This is a genomic window from Amycolatopsis keratiniphila subsp. keratiniphila, assembly GCF_001620365.2.
Lineage (GTDB): Bacteria > Actinomycetota > Actinomycetes > Mycobacteriales > Pseudonocardiaceae > Amycolatopsis > Amycolatopsis keratiniphila.
Window position 1 is genome coordinate 1 of the sequence record NZ_LQMT02000007.1, and the last position, 14,186, is coordinate 14,186.

Genomic DNA, 14,186 nt, shown 5'->3' on the forward strand with positions numbered 1-14,186 from the left:
GACCGCCTGGCTTTCGCAACGCCTGCGCTCAGCGATCCGGCTCGGTCACGGGGCCGAGCGGGCACTCGCCGGGGAGAACGTGAACTGCGCCGGGTTCTGCGGTACCCAGAACGCCATCACGGCGGTGAGGAACGTCGTGCCGATGAGGAAACCGAACGCCGCGGTGTAGGAGAAGGCATCGGCGAGCCAGCCCATGGCCACCGGCGCGACCGCGCCCGCCACCTGGCCGCCGAAGTTCATCACGCCCATGCCGATCCCGGTGACCGCCGTGGGCAGGACGCGCAGCGGCAGGCCGAAGACGGCCATCGTCGCCATGCCGAACACCGCGAGCGCGAGCGTCTCGTAAAGGGTGAACTCCGCCGTGGTCTCCGCGGACACCATCAGGATCAGCAGCACCACGGTCACCAGCGCGATCGAGCTGAGATACCACCGGCCGTGGTCGTGGAAGTAGCGGTCGAACAGCCAGCCGCCGAGGATGGTGGTGCCGATGCTCACCAGCATCGGGATCGCCGCGAGCACACCGGTCTGGTTCAGCGTCAGGCCCCGCGCCTCGAGCAGGTAGCTGGGCACCCAGGTGATCAGGCCGTAGTTCAGCATGTTCGTGGCACAGAACAACAGCGTGAACTTCCAGACCACAAAGGACTTCAGCACCTGTTTGCGGGAGACCTCCGGGGTCTTCGCCTCGTCGCGCGGGAGGCTGCTCAGCCTTTCCGGCAGCGCCTTGGGAAGCAGCGTCCAGACGACCACGCCGATGATCGCGCCGACGCCTGCCATCCAGAAGAACGTGTGCCGCCAGCCGACCCCCATCAGCAGCGGGCCGACGATCAACGGTGCCAGGCCGGCGCCGATGCCGCCGGCGGACAGCATCACGCCGGTCACCGTCGCGCGGTTGCCGGGGGTGGTCCGTTCGGCGATCGCCTTGAACGAGGCGGCCGGGAAAAGTCCTTGGCACACACCGAAAAGGCCGCGGACGACGAGCAGCATGCCGAAGGTGCCCGCCATCCCGGTCATCGCGGTGAACGCCGACCAGAGCAGCAGCGTGACCAGCATCGGCCCCCGCGAGCCGTACCGGTCGGCGAGGAAGCCCGCCGGGATCTGGCAGACCATGTACACCAGCGCGAACACGGTGACGAGCCAGCCCTGCTGGGTCTTGCTGAGCTCGAATTCGGCGCCGATCATCGGCAGCGCCATCCCGATCGAGAACCGGTCGATGTAGTCGACCGCCCAGGCGAACACCATCACCACCATCGTGATGAGCGCCGTCCGGTTGATCCGCCGTGCTGTCCAGGTGTCCTCGTTGACCACTGCCGTCATGGCGCCTCCGCGAAAACTGTGGGAGAGAAGGAGAACGGCGCGAGCGTGGCGCCGATCACTCATTCTGAAACGCGGCCGTCGAGCGGAGTTCGTGCGATCACACGAACATCGGCCGTCGTTTCGGGCCGGGAGACCAACGTCAGTCTTCGGCGCCCGGCGGCCCGGTCCGCGCGTCACGGGGCAGCAGCCGCAACTGCAGCATCGCGGCGAACCGCTCCCCCGCGTCGTCGAGGTCGATCCCGCCGACCTCCGCGAGACGCCGCAGCCGGTAGCGGAAGGTGTTCGGGTGGACGTACGCCGACGCGGACGCGGCTCCGATGTCACCGAAGGCGTCGAGCCAGCATCGAAGGGTGTGCACCAGTTGTGACTGGTGCTGCGCGTCGTAGGCGAGCAACCGCGCGACAGGTCCTGTCGCGACGTCACCCCTGGCCGCGGCGAGATCGGCCAGATCGAGCATGAGCGCGTCGACGTGGACGTCGTCCGCGGTCGCGACGCGTTTGGCGCCGCCGTTGGTGAGCAGCACGCGCAACGCCCGGTCCGCGCCGTCGCGGGAGGCGTGCAGACCGGAGGCGTCGAGCGCGAGCGGTCCGATGCCGATCGCGGCCGCCGCCCGGCGTCCCGTGCGCTCCAGGAAGGTCGACGCGACCCGCACCGAACGCTCCTGGCAGTCGGCGTGCCCGCCAGGCATCGGGAGGATTCCGTAGGCGACGTCGCCGACCAGCGCGACGGCCGAGCGAGGCTGGACGGCGCTCAGGTGCATGGCCAGTGCGTCGGCGACCCGCTGGCGGTCCGCGACCAGCCTGAGGTCGTCCTCGGGATCGGGCGTGCCGAGCAGGCCCATCGCGAGCACGATCGACGGCTGGCCGAGCAGCCCGAGCCGCGCGATCGCCTCCGGCGCGCCGGCGCCGCCTTCGAGCGCCGTGCTCACCAGGTCCGCGCGCAGGCGTCGTTCGACGTCGGCGCCGGCCCGCAGCCGGAGCATGTGCAGCGCGACGAGTTTGGCGGCGTCGGTCAATGCCTGTGTCCGCTCTTCGCTGAGCGGTTCCCGCACCGCGGCCCAGATCGACCCGAGCACCTCGTCGCCGGCGCGGACGGCGAGCGCCACCCGCGGGATCGCGATCTCGTTGTCGTCGTACCGCTGCGGATCGACGTACACGGGCGCGTGGTCGCGGTACAGCCGCTCGAAGACGCCGTCCCGTTCCAGGCCGCGGGCGAACCGCTCCGGCACCTGACGGCCGAGGATGGTCTCGACCCGGGAAGGATCCGCTTCGTCCTGGCGCCCGGAGAACGCGAGGATCCGGTTGCTGCGGTCCTCGATGGTCACCGGCGCGTCGATGAGCGCGGCGATCGCGTTGGCGAGCGCGAAGAGATCACCCGACGGCATTCCGCCGAGTGTCTGGGGCGAGACCTCGCCGACGTCCTCTTCGGCGAGCAAGGTCCGGAGCATGGCGGCGAGCTGCGCCCAGGACGCGCCGCGCGCGAGCCCGAGCAGGGCGACCCCGGACGAGTCCGCGGCACGGCGGAGTTCCGGCGCCGGGGTGACGGGAGACCGGACGACGAGCGCCGCCGCGCCTCGCGCACCCACGTCGTGCAAGAGGCGGACGACTTCGTCCCGGTCCCGCACCCCGACGCCGAGCACGACGGCCCCGCCAGGGATTTCGGATTCGTCGTGCGGATCGTGGATGACCACCCCGCCGAGCTGCTTGCGGGTGGTCCGGCCGACCGCGACCGGCTCCAGGAGCACGTCCCCGAGGTCTTCGAGGACGCGTCCCAAGCTCGTATGCGGCTTGCTGGGCACCGGTGTCAGCACCCCCCGAAGTTAAACCCGGTCTCACCGAACCGACTGGTTCGATCCGACCAAATCTAACCCCGGATTTCGTGGTGCGCTACGAACCGATCCACGTTTTCTCCGTGGTGACCTCGTCCAGGAGTTCCGGAATCGGAGTCACGCCCAGTCCCGGTCCTGTCGGCACCGGCAGCTGCCCGGCGTCCAGCACGAACGGCTCGGTGATGTCCGTGCGGTAGAACCGGCCGGAGGCCGAGGTGTCCCCCGGCAGCGTGAAACCGGGCAGCGAGGCCAGCGCGACGTTGGCCGCGCGGCCGAGTCCGGTCTCGATCATCCCGCCGCACCACACCGCCACCCCGTGTGCCGCGCAGACGTCGTGCACCCGGCGTGCTTCGAGGTAGCCGCCGACGCGGCCCGGTTTGATGTTGACGATCTGGCACGCGCCCAGCTTGATCGCGTCCGCGGCGGCCTTGGCGGACACGATCGACTCGTCGAGGCAGATCGGTGTCCGGATCCGCTTGGCCAGTTCGGCGTGGCCGAGCACGTCCTCCTCTTCGAGCGGCTGCTCGATCAGCAGCAGATCGAAGGGGTCGAGCCTGGACAGCAGGGGCGCGTCGCCCAGGGTGTACGCGGTGTTCGCGTCGACCTGGAGCAGCACGTCGTCGCCGAAGCGCTCACGCACCTGACGGACCGGCTCGACGTCCCAGCCCGGCTCGATCTTCAGTTTGATCCGGACATAGCCTTCGTCGAGGTAGCCGCCGACGACGTCGAGCAGCTGCGGGATCGAGTCCATGATCCCGACCGACACCCCGCAGGCCACGGAATCGCGGGTGGACCCGAGCTCGGCCGCGAAGGAGCGCTCGTGCGCGCGGAGTTCGGCGTCGAGGACCGCCATCTCCAGCGCCCCCTTCGCCATCCGGTGCCCTTTGAACTTCGCCAGCAACGGCGTCACCTTGTACGCGGTCACGTCCTCCGCGGCCAGCAGGGCCGGGATCAGATAGGTGCGCAGCACGTGTTCGGCGGCGTCGTTGTACTCCGACGAGTAGAGCGGTGCCCCCATCGCGACGCATTCGCCCCAGCCCTCGCCCGCCGGGGTCACCGCGCGGACGAGCAGCAGTTCCCGTTCCGACTGCGTTCCGAACGACGTCCGGAACGGGGCCACGAGCGGCATCCGGATCCGGCGCAGTTCCACACCGCTGAGTTTCACGACTGCTCCTTCGAGATCACGTACCAGCCGGCACGATCGAAACCGGCGACCTTGGCGTTGTCCGCCATCAGTCCACCGAGGACTTCACGCAGGGCGGCGCGCCACGCGGTACCGCGACCGGGGTCGGTGCGACGCAACCGTTCGATGTCGGACGGGACGGCGACGAGCACGGTCGGCGCGTCGGTGGATCCGATGCTCGGACCGCCGTCTGAGCCGACCGAGAGTGCCTTCACCGCGCCGAGCGCCTCCGCGTCGATCAGGACGGGTTCACCGAAGGCCGCGGCACGGACCTCCGGGCTCTTCAGGTCCCACCCGACCATCAGCCGGTCGGTGTCACCCGAACCGTTGATGCTGTCCTCCATCGGACCGTAGAAGTCGGGTAGGTAGCCGATCGGGCGCGCACCGAGTTTCCCCAGGTTGAAATAGGCGTTGCGGCGCACCAGCGGATCGAACGTCCAGGTGATCACCGAGACGTCCTGCTGCAGCGCCCAGCCGCGCTGGTGCAGTTTGAGCGCGTACCCGATCCCGCGCCCGGCCCCCGCCTTGGCGACGCCGGCGATGTGACTGTGCAGGCTCCCCTTTCCGGGGTTCCCGAAGAACCCGAAACAGGCCCCCAGCAGTTCACCGTTCTCGAAGGCGCCAGCGACGTAGTTCCCCGCACTGGACATCGCGCGCAGCAGTTCCGTGCTCACCGGCCGCGCGCCGGGCGCCGATTGCCAGATCGACTCGAAGAGGCCGACCACCGCGGCCAGCTCGGCGATTTCGGTGAGTTCGCGGATTTCGACGCCCGAAGCCGCGGCCGCGGCCCGCGCGGCGGCGACGGCTTCGTCGCACACCTCCGCCGACGCGAGGCTTTCCGCGTTCGTCGCAAGATTCGTCACGGGACAATCCTTTCCCCGCACGACGGCCGAGTCACCGTCGTGCCGTACCAGATTCGCCCGCGCGATTCGTCGCACCGGACGGATCCCGTTTCGCGAGCACGTTCTCGACGAGCGCGGCCAGCAAAGCGGTGCGGCGCGGCAGTTCCGCGACGACGACGTGTTCGTGATCCGCGTGCGCCCCGCCTCCGACGGCGCCCAGACCGTCCAAGGTGGGAACGCCTATCCCCGCGGTGTAATTGCCGTCCGAGGCACCACCGACCGACGCGGAGGTCAGGGTCCCGAGACCGAGATCGCCCGCCAGATCCTGGGCCAGCGCGAACAATCCGGCGGACGAGCCCGCTTCGAGCGGCGGCCGGTTGATCCCGCCGGTCACCCGGACCTCGGCTCCTTCCAGGACGGCAGGGAGTTCCCGCATGGCCCGGTCGACACGGAGCTGCTCGGCCTCGTCCCACACACGGACGTCGACGGCCACACTCGCGGCCGCGGGCACGGTGTTGACCGTCGTTCCCGCCGAGACGACGGTCGGTGTCACGCTCGTTCCGGCCACGGGGTCGGCGAGCGCGGCGATGGCGAGGACCTGGTGGGAGATCTCGATTCCCGCGTTGACCCCTTTCTCCGGTTCGAGCCCGGCGTGCGCGGCGCGGCCGATGACCTCGACCCGGTAGTGGGAAACGCCTTTACGACGGCATTTCAGCGCACCGCCATCGGCCGAAGCCTCCAGCACGAACGCCGCGTCACAGCCCGCCGCGGTCTCCTCGATCAGCGCGCGGGACGAGGGCGAACCGAGCTCCTCGTCGCCGGTGACCAGAATGGACAGTCCGTCGCGGTCGGGCACGGTCGCCGCGGCGTGCAGCGCCATCACGACGCCCGCCTTCATGTCGAAGCAGCCAGGGCCACGCAACACCCCGTCCCGCACCGAGAACGGATGTGTCTCCAGCGAGCCGTGGGGCCACACCGTGTCGTGGTGACCGAGCAGCAGCACCCGGGCCGGGCCGTCACCGAATCGCCAGCGGAGATGGGTGACGCCTTCCACCAGGATCCGCTCGGGCTCCGCACCGAGCAGCCTCAGGCCGACCTCGGCCACCACTTCGGCGCTGCGGGCCACCGCCTCGTGGTCCGACGACGGCGACTCGCAGCGCACGAGCGTCTCGATGTCGGCGAGCAGGTCGCTCATCGAGGTTCACCCCGCAGCGGTTTGCCGGGGAACGCGTCCGTGCGCAGATTCCCGTCGGTGACGACCGGGACCCCCGAGACGAACAGGTGCCGCACACCGACGGAAGGCCTGGTCGGGTCGAAGTAGGTCGCCGCGTCGGTGATGGCTTCCGGGTCGAGGACGACGATGTCGGCGTCGGCTCCGACGTTCAGCCGTCCCTTGGCCACCGCACCGGGAGCGACCTCGTCGAGCACGCGCGCCGGCAGGTAGGAGCAGCGCCGGAACGCCTCCAGCCACGTCCACGCCTTGCTCTCCCGCACCATCAGCCGCAACGTCTTGCTGTACGTCCCGGACGTACGCGGATGCGTCGCCCCGCCGGGCGGCAACGGCCATTCGGTGCTCTCGCTGGTGCCGTTCTTCCAGTACACGGGCAGCGCGTCGCTCGCGACGATGGCGTCCGGGAACGCGAGCGCCTGGTGCAGCAGGCCGAGGTCGTGCGGGCTGCTTTCGTCGAGGAATTCCAGGATGCACGGCGCGCCGGGATCCTCGGCACGCACCTGGAGCAGGCGGCCTTCGTCGGCGATCCGCTCGCCCGACTCCAGCATGATCACGCTGGACGGGGACAAGCCCTTCATCTTCAGGCGTTCGGGTGAGAGGAAGGCCGCGCCGATCCCCGTGCTGCCCGCCCCGTACGGATAGGCCTCGACGGTCACCCGCGATCCGGCCGCGCGGCCTGCTTCGAGTGCCGCGAGCACGCGCTCGATCTGGTGGCCGGAAGTGCTGTTCACATGGCAGTGGTGCATCGCGGCGCCGGTCTCGGCCGCGACGATCGCGATCTCCGCCGAGCCGTCGATGGGCGTCGCCGGATTCACCTCGACCAGTTCACGGACGTGCGTGTAGGTCGGCGCCCCGGCTTCCTTGGCCAGCCGGGCCAGCGCGAGGAACTCCCCTGGGTCGGTGTCGGGCGCATAGCCGAGGAGCACACCGACGCCGAGCGCGCCCGCAGCCAGTTCACCGTCCACAAGCGACAGCCAGGCGGCGAGTTCCTTCGGCGACGAAGTCCTTTGCCAGACGGGGTTTCCGAGTACCGCCAATCCGCTGTCGATGTTCGCGTCCGGTTCGATCCCGGCGAGCACCTGCGCCCGGGCTGCGCCCCAGGACGCGGAGAACCCGTAGTGCAGCGGCCGTCCCGCCGCGGCCGCCTCGGCGTAGGCCCGCTCGATCGGCATCAGGCCGGCTTCGAGGTCGAGTGCGGTCGTCACCCCGTCCATCGCCTGAAGCCGCTGTCCCGCGATGGTGTGCACGTGGCTGTGCAGGTCGATGAAGCCCGGCCCGACGACGAGCCCGCGGACGTCGATCTCCACGTCGCCCGGCTCCGCGGTCAAGCCCTCCCCGACGGCGGTGACCACCCCGTCGGATACCAGCACGTCGGCCGTACCGTCGAAGCCCGTCGCCGGATCGACGACACGACCGCCACGCAAGAGTGTCCGCATACTTCGCCTCCTAGGATCGCCTCGTTCATGGCGACCCTAGGAGGTTTCCGCGGGCGTCCGTTCGTACCGCGCGACGAATCCGGGCCCCTCGGTCCATCCGCCCGTACGAACCGCTTGCCGGCTCGGCCCCGACGGGAGGCCATGCCGCGAACCCGGCCGGGTCGGGTGTCATGAAAGGGCCGTTCANNGAACGGCCCTTTCATGACACACCGGGACCCCTCAGCGGCGACGGTGTGCCGCGATGATCTCCGCGTACCGGTGCCCGCTCGCCTTGACCGTGCGGACCTGCGTGTCGTAGTCGACCCGCACGAGCCCGAACCGTTTGCTCAGCCCGCTGTCCCACTCGAAGTTGTCGAGCAGCGACCAGGCGAAGTAACCCTTCACCGGCGCCCCGGCTTCAGCGGCTCCGGCCACCGCGCCCAGATGTTCCTCCAGGTAGGCGATGCGGTCGGCGTCGTGGATCGAACCGTCCTCGGCGACCTTGTCGTCGAAGGCCGCCCCGCTCTCGGTGACGTAGATGGCGCGGGCACCGTACTCGTTGGCGAGCCGGTGGATCAGGTCCGCGAGCCCCTGCCCGTGGATCTCCCAGCCCATCGCCGTGGTCGCCGCGCCCTCGACCGGCACCTGCCGGGCGCGCGGCGCGGGACCGTCCGGGTCGTCCTCGACGATCTGCCGGAAGTAGTAGTTCAGCCCGTGGAAGCCGACCGGGGCCGAGATCACCTCCAGGTCGTTCCCGACGACAGGCGGTTCGACGCCGTAGACCTCGATCATGTCCGCCGGGTAGCCGCGCCCGTTCGACGGATCGAGCCACCAGCGGTTGACGTGTCCGTCCATCCGTTTCGCCGCTTCGACGTCCGCCACCGAATCCGACGCGGGCTCGATCCCGCTGAGGTTGACCACGAGACCGACGTTCGCGGACCGCGCGGCGTTGGCGGTGATCGCCTGCACGCCGAGGCCGTGCGCGAGCAGGAGATGGTGCGACGCGTCGATGGCCTGTTTGAGGTCTTTGACGCCAGGGGCGAATCGGCCTTCGAGATAGCCGAGCCACGCCGAGCAGAGCGGCTCGTTGACGGTGTTCCAGTCCGCGACCCGATCTCCCAGCCGAGCCGCGACGACGGCGGCGTAATCGGCGTAGGCGTAGGCCGTGTCGCGCTCGGGCCAGCCGCCCTTCAACGCCGACGGCAGGTCCCAATGGAACAACGTCGCGAACGGCCGGATCCCGGCTTCGAGCAACGCGTCGACCAGACGGTCGTAGAAGTCGAGACCCGCCGCGTTGACCGTCCCGCGGCCGGCCGGGATCACCCGCGGCCACGCGATGGAGAAACGGTAGGCGTCCAGACCGAGTCGCTTCATGATGGCGAGATCCTCCGGCCAGCGCCGGTAGTGGTCGCACGCGACGTCGGCGGTGTCGCCGTTCACGACGGCGCCCGGGACCCGGACGAAGTCGTCCCAGATGGACGGGAGGCGGCCGTCGGCGTCGACGGCGCCTTCCACCTGGTACGCGGCGGTGGCCGCACCCCACAGGAAATCGGCGGGCAGGTGCAGATTCAAGGCGGACCTCTCTGTACGGAGCGACGGGCTGGTCATTTCACGGCACCGGCGGTGAGCCCGGCGACGAGATAACGCTGGAGCAGCAGGAATCCGGCGACGACCGGGACGGAGACGATCAGGGACGCGGCCATGACCTGGTTCCAGTACACCTGGACCTGGGTGGAGTACTCCTGGAGCCCGACGGCGAGGGTCCGCGTGCCCGAATCGGTCATCACCGACGCGAACAGGACCTCGCCCCAGGCCGTCATGAACGAGTAGATCCCCACCGCGACGATGCCCGGCATGGCCGCCGGGACGACCACCCGGATCAGCGCGCCGAACGGCCCGGTGCCGTCGACCATCGCGGCCTCGTCGAGTTCCTTGGGGATCGAGTCGATGTAACCGGCGAGCATCCAGATGGCGAACGGCAGGGAGAAGGTCAGATAGGTGATGATCAGCCCGAGCCGGGAGCCGTAGAGGACGATGCCGGTGGTGTTGCCGATGTTGACGAAGATGAGGAACAGCGGCAGCAGGAACAGGATACCGGGGAACATCTGTGTGGACAGCACGGTCATCTTGAAGAAGTTCTTGCCGCGGAAGCGGAACCTGCTCAGGGCGTATGCCGCGAAGATCGCGATCACCACCGAGAGGATCGCCGCCGAACCGGAGATGACCAGGCTGTTCACGAAGTAGTCGGCGAGCGGGATGGTCTCCCAGATGTCGAAGAACGGCTGGATGGTCAGCGTCGTCGGGACCCACTCCCAGGTGCCCTGCACGTCCCCGAGCGGCTTCAGCGACGACGAAACCATCGCGTACAGCGGAATCAGGGTGAACAGGGCGAGGAAGCCGAGGACGAATCGGCGGGCCCACGGGACCCAGCGAGGCTCAGACAACGGCGTTCCTCCGGCGTGCGGTCAGTCCCAAGTAGACGGTGCTGACGATCAACAGGAACAGCAGCAACAGGACCGACATCGCCGAGCCGAGGCCGAAGTTCCAGGTCACGAAGGAGCTCTGGTAAATGTGGATCGAGATCAGCGACGCTTCCTTCGGCGCGGACGCTCCGAAAAGGACGTACGGTGTGTTGAAGTCGTTGAACGTCCACAGGAACAGCACCAGCAGCAGAACCTGGTTGACCGGGCGCAGCATCGGCTGGGTGATCGCCTGGAACTGACGCCACCAGCCAGCGCCGTCGATGGCGGCCGCTTCGTACAGTTCGCCGGGGATGTTCTGCAGCCCGGCCATCACGATCAGGAACGCGAACGGCCAGTTGCGCCACACCGATACGACCACCAGCGACCAGAAGCTGTTGTCCCCGATGAGCCAGAAGGAATCGGTGCCCAGCATGTCGTTCACCAGGCCGGTGTCCTTCTGGAACATGAACGACCAGGTGATCACCGCGGCGTACATCGGCAGCGCGTACGGCACCAGGAACAGCGTCCGGAGCAGGCCACGGCCGCGGAAGTTCTTCTGCATCAGCACGGCGGCCGACGTCCCGAACAGCCAGCAGAACCCGACCGAGAGGACGGTGTAGAGGACGGTGATCCAGAACGAGCCGAGCAGCGACTTCCCCGCCGCGGCGTCGAAGTCCAGCACGAACTTGTAGTTGTCCAGCCCGGCCGCCGGGGCGGACGAGAAGTCCCGGATGTAGAACTGCGTGAGCTTGAACAAGCTCATCACGAGCCCGGCGACCATCGGGATCAGGTGGATGAGCAGTTCGAGCAGGATCGCGGGCAGCAGGAGCAGATACGGCAGCGCGACCCGGCGCCGGTCACGCCGGGCACGCCTCGGCTTGGGCGCCCCGGCCGCCTTCACGGCCGGGGCGTCGTCGAGCGCGGTCGGCATCAACCACCGGCCGCGATCTGCTGGTCCGCCTGGTTCAGCTGGTCCCGGATCTTGGCCCCGTCGACCGGCTTGCCCGCCGCGACGTCGGCGAACATCCCCTTCATCGCGGTGCCGATCAGGGTCTCGAACTGCGATTCCTGCGGGACCTGCGGCATCGGCTCGGCCGAATTCGCGAGCACGTTCTGGAACACCTTGACGTCCTCGGTCTGGAACGCCGCGTCACTGTAGGCGTCCTGGACGGTCGGCAGCGAACCGTAGGTCTTGTTGAGCAGCGCCTGCTCCGGTGCCGAAACCATGAACTTGACGAAGTCCAAGGCGGCGTCGGGGTTCTTGGTGTTCTTGAAGACCGACATGTTGATGCCCGCGACGAAACTGGTCACCTTCCGCCCGTTCGGCGGCGCGGTGGCCGGCAGCGGGATCGGCGCGACGCCGAGGTTCGCCATGTCCATCCCGATGTTCTTGAACGACCCCGCGGAAGCCTGGTTCATGAACATCGCGGCCTTGCCGTCGGACAGGTCTTTGAGCGATTTGGCGGTGTCGGCGTATTCGGCGTTGGCCGGGTTGACGATCTTGTCCTTCTGCATCAGGTCGACGAACTGCTGCACGGCCGCGACCGACGGATCCGACGCGAGCTGCGGTTTGCCGTCGGCGGTGAAGAACTGCGCGCCGTGCTGGGCGCCGAGGATCGCGGCGTGGTGGCTGTTCTCCGTGACCTGGCCTGCTTGGAGCGAGAGCCCCCACTGGCCCTTGTCGGGTTTGGTGAGCTTCTTGCCGTCTTCGACGAGCTCTTCCCAGGTGGCGGGCGGCTTGGTGATACCGGCCTCGGCGAAGAGTTTCTTGTTGTAGTAAAGGCCGTACGCCTGGCCGTAGAGCGGTACGCCGACCGGCGGCTGTCCGCTCGCCCCGGTGGCCGCCAGCGACGGGCCGAGGAACCGCGACTTCCCGCCGACCTTCTCCAGCGCGGCGTCGTCGAACGGCAGGAACGCCCCGGTCGCCTGCAACGAGGCCGACCACGTGTTGCCGATGTTGAGCACGTCCGGGCCCTTGCCGGAGGTGGTGGCCGCGAGGATCCGGTTGAGCAGATCCGTCCACGGGACGACTTCGATCTTGACCTTGATCCCGGAGGCCTTCTCGAACTTGTCCAGTTCGGGCTGCAGGACGGCCTTGTCGTTGTCGAGACTGGTGCCCTGATTGGACGCCCAGTACACGAGCTCCTTGGGAGCACTGGACGCCGTGTCGCCGCCGCCGCACGCCGTCGTGGCGGCGGCTGCCAGCGCCAGGACGAGCGCGGGAGCGATCTTTCCGATTCGCATCGATGGTCCTCGGGGTGAGTGGCCAAGCCGCGTCCGGAGCCTGTGACCCGGGACACGCCTTATTTCAGGGCTTGAGTTAAGCCGTGGCCCACCTTGCCGTCAAGACCCGGGGCACCATTTCGTCCGCCTCGGCACCGTATCGTTCACCAGGGGGTTCCGCCCAGGGTCGCGGGACCGCGATCGACGGTGATCAACTTCTCCATACGATAGGCGTCCAGGTCGTCGTGAAGCCAGGACTCCCCCGGCCGGGCACGGTGGAACCGGAACGTCCCGTTCGTACTGTTGGCGCCGACGACACAACGGACGGGGACCGGCGCCGCCTTGGCGATCATCTCCCGCTGCCCCGGCGCCAACCGGTCGAGCGGTAGCGCGTCCGACGGGCCGAGTGCGGCGGCGGCCAGGTCGTTGAACCGGATATCGAGCACGGTCACTTACCGGTCAGCACGTCGAAGGCCTCGCCGCGGTGGACGGCGAAGAGTTCGAGCGCCTTCTCCGCGTCACGGGCACGAAGCGCGGACGCGAGCCGTCGATGCTCGGCCGGGATGTTCGCGAGATAGCCGTCGGAGCTCACGCCGATCCGGGTCAGCAGGAACAGGTACACCTGGGACCGGATCGCCTGCCACGCCTCGACGAGCCGCCGATGCCCGGAAGCGGCATAGACCGCGTCGTGGAAGTCGATGTCGCAGCGGACCATCTCGTGTTCGTCGCGGGCCCGGTCCATCCGGTCGACGACCTCGTCGATCGCGGCCAGCTCCGCCTCCGGGGCGTTCGCGACCACCAGCCGGACGGCGAGCTGTTCCAGCGTCGAGCGCAGGCTGTCGAGCTCCGCGACGTCCACATCGGACAGCGTCGTGACGATCGCGCCGCGATGCCATTCGCTGCGAACCAGGCCTTCGCGCTCCAGCTTCAGCAGCGCCTCGCGCACCGGACCTCGACTGACCCCGAGTGCCTCCGAAAGCTCGACCTCGCGCAGCTGCGCGCCGGGCGGATAGGCGCCGCCGAAGATGGCGTCCCTGACCCTGTCGGCGACCTCGTCCGCCAGCCCGCGACGACGCGCCGGCACCACCCTGCCGGGTTCGCTCATCCTCATCCTTCCGCCGGGACGCCCGATCGTAGCGACCCGACACTTTGTCCTAATGTTAACATTGTGACAAGTGCTCGTCCCGCCGGAAAGGATCCCTCGGAATGACCGTCCTCGACTCCCCCATCCCGCGCTTCCACCTCGCCATGCCCGTCGACGACCTGTCCGCCGCGCGGACCTTCTACGGTGAAGTCCTCGGCCTCGAACAGGGCCGCAGCTCCGACACGTGGATCGACTGGAACCTCCACGGCCACCAGTTCGTCACGCATCTCGCGCCGGAGCGGCCGCAGCGGATCCACAACCCCGTCGACGGTCACGACGTGCCCGTCCCCCATTTCGGCCTGATCCTCAGCGTCCCGGAGTTCCAGAAGCTCGCGGATCGGCTTCGCGCCGCGGACACTTCGTTCGTGATCGAGCCCTACGTCCGCTTCGAAGGCCAGACCGGTGAGCAGTGGACGATGTTCCTGCTGGACCCCGCAGGCAACGCGCTGGAGTTCAAGGCTTTCGCCGACGACTCGCAGGTCTTCGCCGCCTGACCGAGGGGCGCGCAAGTCCGTGAAGGACTCCTTCATTGCGTCTAGCGCAG

13 protein-coding genes are annotated in these 14,186 nt (G+C 68.7%); 1 reads left to right on the forward strand and 12 read right to left on the reverse strand.

Annotated features, from left to right (window positions below; translation table 11 throughout):
* Window positions 1–45: 45 nt before the first annotated feature.
* From AVR91_RS04380 to AVR91_RS04435, 12 genes are all read right to left on the reverse strand, one after another.
* On the reverse strand, window positions 46–1,314 hold the full coding sequence (locus AVR91_RS04380; protein ID WP_063272956.1) for an MFS transporter: 1,269 nt from the start codon (window positions 1,312–1,314) through the stop codon (window positions 46–48).
* 139 nt (window positions 1,315–1,453) lie between these two features.
* Complete coding sequence (locus AVR91_RS04385) at window positions 1,454–3,124, reverse strand: PucR family transcriptional regulator (RefSeq protein ID WP_063272955.1); 1,671 nt, start codon at window positions 3,122–3,124, stop codon at window positions 1,454–1,456.
* A gap of 76 nt (window positions 3,125–3,200) precedes the next feature.
* Window positions 3,201–4,307 carry an o-succinylbenzoate synthase gene (menC, locus tag AVR91_RS04390; protein ID WP_063272954.1) on the reverse strand — a complete coding sequence of 369 codons (1,107 nt, stop codon included), beginning with the start codon at window positions 4,305–4,307 and terminating at the stop codon, window positions 3,201–3,203.
* A complete protein-coding gene (locus AVR91_RS04395; protein ID WP_063272953.1) occupies window positions 4,304–5,188 on the reverse strand; it encodes a hypothetical protein in 885 nt (294 codons plus the stop codon). The genes menC and AVR91_RS04395 overlap by 4 nt, the downstream gene beginning before the upstream one ends.
* A 31-nt stretch (window positions 5,189–5,219) precedes the next feature.
* Complete coding sequence (locus AVR91_RS04400) at window positions 5,220–6,362, reverse strand: M20 family metallopeptidase (protein ID WP_063272952.1); 1,143 nt, start codon at window positions 6,360–6,362, stop codon at window positions 5,220–5,222.
* Entirely contained in the window at window positions 6,359–7,834 is a 1,476-nt protein-coding gene (locus tag AVR91_RS04405; protein ID WP_063272951.1) for an amidohydrolase family protein, read from the reverse strand. Before AVR91_RS04405 ends, AVR91_RS04400 begins: the two co-directional genes overlap by 4 nt.
* 219 nt (window positions 7,835–8,053) lie before the next feature.
* Entirely contained in the window at window positions 8,054–9,385 is a 1,332-nt protein-coding gene (locus AVR91_RS04410) for a GH1 family beta-glucosidase (protein WP_063272950.1), read from the reverse strand.
* A gap of 32 nt (window positions 9,386–9,417) precedes the next feature.
* Window positions 9,418–10,257: a carbohydrate ABC transporter permease gene (locus tag AVR91_RS04415; RefSeq protein ID WP_063272949.1), complete on the reverse strand. Its 840-nt coding sequence runs from the start codon at window positions 10,255–10,257 to the stop codon at window positions 9,418–9,420.
* On the reverse strand, window positions 10,250–11,206 hold the full coding sequence (locus AVR91_RS04420) for a carbohydrate ABC transporter permease (protein ID WP_063272948.1): 957 nt from the start codon (window positions 11,204–11,206) through the stop codon (window positions 10,250–10,252). Before AVR91_RS04420 ends, AVR91_RS04415 begins: the two co-directional genes overlap by 8 nt.
* Entirely contained in the window at window positions 11,206–12,519 is a 1,314-nt protein-coding gene (locus AVR91_RS04425; RefSeq protein WP_063272947.1) for an ABC transporter substrate-binding protein, read from the reverse strand. Before AVR91_RS04425 ends, AVR91_RS04420 begins: the two co-directional genes overlap by 1 nt.
* Window positions 12,520–12,662: 143 nt before the next feature.
* Window positions 12,663–12,950 carry a hypothetical protein gene (locus AVR91_RS42670; RefSeq protein ID WP_063272946.1) on the reverse strand — a complete coding sequence of 96 codons (288 nt, stop codon included), beginning with the start codon at window positions 12,948–12,950 and terminating at the stop codon, window positions 12,663–12,665.
* Window positions 12,947–13,603, reverse strand: a complete 657-nt coding sequence (locus AVR91_RS04435; protein ID WP_063272945.1) for a GntR family transcriptional regulator — start codon at window positions 13,601–13,603, stop codon at window positions 12,947–12,949. Before AVR91_RS04435 ends, AVR91_RS42670 begins: the two co-directional genes overlap by 4 nt.
* A gap of 101 nt (window positions 13,604–13,704) precedes the next feature.
* Here AVR91_RS04435 and AVR91_RS04440 point away from each other — a divergent pair, with 101 nt between their 5' ends.
* Window positions 13,705–14,136, forward strand: a complete 432-nt coding sequence (locus tag AVR91_RS04440) for a VOC family protein (RefSeq protein ID WP_063272944.1) — start codon at window positions 13,705–13,707, stop codon at window positions 14,134–14,136.
* Window positions 14,137–14,186 lie beyond the last annotated feature (50 nt).

Excerpts from the sequence above, each read along its gene's own strand:
- AVR91_RS04405 (WP_063272951.1), bottom strand. The coding sequence starts at position 7,834 with ATGCGGACACTCTTGCGTGGCGGTCGTGTCGTCGATCCGGCGACGGGC.
- AVR91_RS04435 (WP_063272945.1), bottom strand. The coding sequence starts at position 13,603 with ATGAGCGAACCCGGCAGGGTGGTGCCGGCGCGTCGTCGCGGGCTGGCG.
- AVR91_RS04400 (WP_063272952.1), bottom strand. The coding sequence starts at position 6,362 with ATGAGCGACCTGCTCGCCGACATCGAGACGCTCGTGCGCTGCGAGTCG.
- AVR91_RS04425 (WP_063272947.1), bottom strand. The coding sequence starts at position 12,519 with ATGCGAATCGGAAAGATCGCTCCCGCGCTCGTCCTGGCGCTGGCAGCC.
- AVR91_RS04380 (WP_063272956.1), bottom strand. The coding sequence starts at position 1,314 with ATGACGGCAGTGGTCAACGAGGACACCTGGACAGCACGGCGGATCAAC.
- AVR91_RS04440 (WP_063272944.1), top strand. The coding sequence starts at position 13,705 with ATGACCGTCCTCGACTCCCCCATCCCGCGCTTCCACCTCGCCATGCCC.
- AVR91_RS04420 (WP_063272948.1), bottom strand. The coding sequence starts at position 11,206 with ATGCCGACCGCGCTCGACGACGCCCCGGCCGTGAAGGCGGCCGGGGCG.